We start from the raw sequence: 4,297 nt of genomic DNA, 5'->3' as shown, positions 1-4,297 counted from the left end.
CCCCCAGATCTACCAACCGTGCGATCTCAGTCATTCCCCCAACCCCGCCACTAACAGATCGAACCTTACGCAGGGGAGTTTGAGGGGCGGCGTCCCGCCTCCTCAACGGGGGGACTGGGGGTCGGAACCCCCAGATCCGGGTTCTGTCCCCACAAGCAACAATCGCACCCTACAAGTATCAATCGTTTGCCGATTCGCTTCCTACAAACATCTAAAACCGATCCCTAATCCAGAAGACTAAAGTAGCGTCAACTGCCCCTCCGCCGTCTTCGACTTAGATTGCTTAACCGCAGACTTATTGCTGCCATCCATCTTCGACTCAGTAGGTGCCAAAATCGACGAATCGATCGCCGGTACATCTGCCGATGACTCCACATCTAGCAATACCCGATCGCCCCGCACCGAGCCAACATCATCCCCAGACAACAACTCATTTGCAGCCGCAATCATCGCCTCCGCAATATCCTTGAGATCCGGACGGTTGTCCAAATAAGTCGAGAGTGCCACCATCGGATCGCCAACACTACAACCCAGTTCCGGCAAACGCGGCTGACTCAACTGACTGACAAGTTCCGCTTGAATCGTATAATGATGCGCCGCACTCAACGCCGCGTGAATCGCCGCACTACTAATCTGCTCGACCCGATCGGGACTGAGCTGATAAATTAAGCGGATAACCACATCATCGATATCGACCTTCGCGATCGCCGCTAGAATATCTACTTGTGGTTGCTCGCTCTCAGAGACATCGATTTTAATCGTCCGAAAAGTCCGCACGGGTAAAGGGCAAAATTCCCAAGTCGTCTCAAAACTTTTGCTAGCTGGTTGCACCGTCGGCTCAATCGTTACTAAAACATAACCCTTATCTTCCTTTTCCTCACTAAAATCTACCCGCTCGATGCTCCCAGGATAGACGACAGCCGGGTCGTTAGTTTTATTCAGGTTTTGGTGGCGATGGACGTGTCCGAGAGCTACATAGTCAAAGCAAGAACGCGTCAGGAACGACAGGGGAATCGTAAACCCGCGTCCCACCGCTAAAAATTTTTCGGCTCCCAGCGTGGCATTATCGGCCATCAGATGGGCGAGGACGACAGTAGGGATATCTGGATCTAATTTGCGAATTTCGCCTTCGAGAGCTGGTTGCAGCCTGTCGAGCAGCAATTGGTTGACTTCCAACATCGAGAGATTTTCGGCAACCTCCCGCGTCAGCAGGGTCGATCGATTGATCCAGGGCAATGTCAGAATTTGGATCGCACCACTGCGGGTATTAATGAGGTGGGTATCGATCGCATCGCCGACGATCGTCCCAGGCACGCCTAATGAGCGATAAATCGATAAGCTGGCTCCACCTTGTCCCTGAGAATGTTGATCGTGATTGCCAACAAGCAGGACGGCGGGAATATTCGCATCCACCAGCCGATAAAATTGCAAGGCAAAAGCTTGTTGGATATAAGGCGCGGGTGTTGAGTCGGGAAAGGCATCGCCGCCAAATAAGACCAGATCGACAGGTTCGGCGATCGCGCGATCGATCGCCCGTGCTAAGGATTTAACAAAATCTTGGAAGCGGGTATTCAGTCCGGTTTCGGGGTCGATTTTACCGTGGCCGAAACCAGCACCCATGTGGATATCTGATAGATGCAGAATTTTCATGAGGGATTGAGCCGATCGTGCAGTAATTATATACTAGCTGAATTCGATCTAACTCTCACATCTTCCCAATCTAAAAATTTCCGTTGTGTGACTATCTGCGATCGATAAAAAGCGGTTAATTATTGACTCTCTACTTTTGGTTGCACTTTTAAGATTTAGAGGTCAAGCCATGTGGATCGAGATAATTACTTGGTGTAGTATTTGTTACTGACTGTCTTTATTTTGGTTTAAATAGCTGACTTAAAGACCAGTAAATCAAGCTATTTCTCTGAAAATAATCGCTTGTGTAATATTTGTAACAAAATATCTTTACTTTGGTTTAAAAGGCAATTATCATTTGAGGCAAAGCTAATTAATTAGAGAGCTTTTAATCTACCTTTAAATAAATATAAATTAAAGCCATGGCCGATACAAATTTAGCAATTCCACAGGAAATTACCGATCTCCCTAATGCGGAACGACAAATTACGCCATCAGCCCTTTCTACCGTCATCAATGGTACTGAAGGAAACGATATTCTGACAACTACTGCTCAAGATGATATTGTCAATGCCTTCGGCGGTAATGACACTGTTAAAGGTAGCAAGGGTAACGATTTCATCAACGGTGGCACAGGCATAGATGCGATCGACTATTTCTCATTAGGCGGCCCTGTCCGGCTGGGAGCTGCTGGCAAAGTATTTAAAGGAGCAAATGGTTCGTTCGGCGAAGACCAACTGAGCGGCCTTGAGACAATCATCGGCAGTAAGGGCACGGGCGATCTGATTGATGGATCTACTGCCACCAGTGGGACTGTGCCGATCGATGTCAATCTTGACCTGGAAACTTTGAGTGTAATTGGTATTCCTGGGCTGGGGACGCAGACCTTTACTGTCAGAAACTTTGAAGACGTTAACGGCACGAGTATCGCCGATGTCATTACCGGAGATGGCAAGAATAACAAGATCGATGGTGGTGGTGGTGACGATATTTTAACTGGGACTACTGGGGCTTCTGTGCGATTCAATGAAGTTGACACTCTGACTGGTGGTACTGGTAACGATACTTTCATCCTGGGCAGTGGCGATAATCTCTTCTACAGCAGCAATAAAAATGCTGATTTCGCTAAAATTACCGATTTCGGTAATGGTGCCGATCGAATTTTCTTGGCTAATGGAAATTATGCTACTAATGATGGGGCAACAAGACTATTTGCGATTAAAGCCGATGGCACCCGCGATCTAGTTGCCAAAATTGATTACTCAGTGGGAAGTGCATCTCTGCGCAACATTCAATCTTCAGAGCTGTCTGTGGGCGATGCTGCTGTAGATCCCTTGTTGGCTACCAATACTTTCAGTCTGTCGAACGGTCAGTCTTTCGGTGTTTTCACTGCTGGTATTGCGTAGTGCGTACAAAATCTAAATGTTAATATAAAATCCCTAGATCTCCAAGGTCTAGGGATTTTTTTAGAGATCGATCGCAACTGAGTACGGCGATTTTTTCTCGTTCCAACTTAATTACTTTCTTGCCAATTAGATCGCGATCGATCGCCCAAACAAAATCACACGATCGGGTAGTTATCGCTTGCAAACTTGGCGATCGTCGAGCATCCGTGAAGCTGCTTGTCTATCCCCTAGTTCCCAAAACAGACTGCATCGCGATCGTCATTGCCTTGTTATACACAGTCTCCGTCTGAACGGCAATCTTCGCCCAGTTAAAGCGTTTGCCTAGCTCATCGTAGGCATTATCCGTCAACCACTTCGCATAGCCAGGATTTCTGAGGACTTCCAAAACCCCCCAGGCGAGGGAATTGCAATCCCACTTCCAGGTGACGATGCCGGTTTTGGTATGTCGCACTACTTCAGCCAGTCCGCCAGCATCTGAGACGACAACTGGTACCCTAGCGGCAAAGCTTTCGAGGGCGACGATGCCAAAGGGTTCGTACAAGCTGGGAAAGACCGCACAGTCGGCCACGGTTTGAAATTTGTCGAGATCTTCATCGGACATGAAACCCGTGAAGAAACACTTCTCCCAGATGCCCAAATCCCATGCTTGCTGCTTCAAACCATCGGTATTACCGCCGCCGATGAAGATAAATTTGGCATTACCGCCCAATTCCCATAAGACCTTGGGCGCGGCATTGAGGAGGACAAAGATCCCCTTTTCATAAGTCATCCGCCCGACATAATAGACGATCTGCTCGTGGTCTGCGGCGAATCTGCGGCGAAAATCCCAGAAGTCGAAATCTTTGGGGCGTTGTTTTTTCTCAGGACGAATACCGTTATAGATGATGCTAATTCTTTCCCACGGACAGTGAAGGATTTGGCCGACTTCCTGACGCATGTATTGACTACAAACGATCGTTTGCGTCGCAGCTTCGACTAGCTGGGTTTCTCGCGCGTGAACGTGTTCGCTACTAGGGTTGTGAATGCCGCTATGCCTACCAAATTCTGTCGCATGAATCGTCGCGACGATCGGAATGTGAAACTTTTGGCTCAAATAAAGGGCGGTATCTGCCACCATCCAATCGTGAGCGTGAATCAGGTCGAAATCATGAGCCAGTTCTGCTAATTTCGCACCATATTTGCTCATGCTGTCGTTCATATTCCCGATCCATTTAAAGATATCCTGGCTGAAGCCAGCAACAGGAACGCGGTGAACGTAAATA

General features: G+C 48.1%; 3 protein-coding genes. 1 reads left to right on the top strand and 2 read right to left on the bottom strand.

What is annotated here, in order from left to right; all coding sequences use genetic code 11:
• Nucleotides 1–237: 237 nt before the first annotated feature.
• On the bottom strand, nt 238–1,650 hold the full coding sequence (sbcD, locus tag RMO84_RS14565) for an exonuclease subunit SbcD (RefSeq protein ID WP_310489168.1): 1,413 nt from the start codon (nt 1,648–1,650) through the stop codon (nt 238–240).
• A gap of 401 nt (nt 1,651–2,051) precedes the next feature.
• Between sbcD and RMO84_RS14560 the strand changes: the two genes are divergently transcribed.
• Nucleotides 2,052–3,035 carry a hypothetical protein gene (locus tag RMO84_RS14560; protein ID WP_310489167.1) on the top strand — a complete coding sequence of 328 codons (984 nt, stop codon included), beginning with the start codon at nt 2,052–2,054 and terminating at the stop codon, nt 3,033–3,035.
• Between the two features lie 220 nt (nt 3,036–3,255).
• On the opposite strand, the gene RMO84_RS14555 is transcribed toward RMO84_RS14560, so the two are convergent.
• On the bottom strand, nt 3,256–4,297 hold a 1,042-nt coding region (locus RMO84_RS14555; protein WP_310489166.1), incomplete at its 5' end, for a glycosyltransferase family 4 protein.

The sequence above is a fragment of the Chamaesiphon sp. VAR_69_metabat_338 genome (assembly GCF_031423935.1).
GTDB lineage: Bacteria > Cyanobacteriota > Cyanobacteriia > Cyanobacteriales > Chamaesiphonaceae > Chamaesiphon.
This window is presented reverse-complemented; position numbering and strand designations above follow the sequence as displayed.

What these genes read in the sequence shown, in the direction of transcription:
- sbcD (WP_310489168.1), bottom strand. Translation starts at nt 1,650, where the DNA reads ATGAAAATTCTGCATCTATCAGATATCCACATGGGTGCTGGTTTCGGC.
- RMO84_RS14560 (WP_310489167.1), top strand. Translation starts at nt 2,052, where the DNA reads ATGGCCGATACAAATTTAGCAATTCCACAGGAAATTACCGATCTCCCT.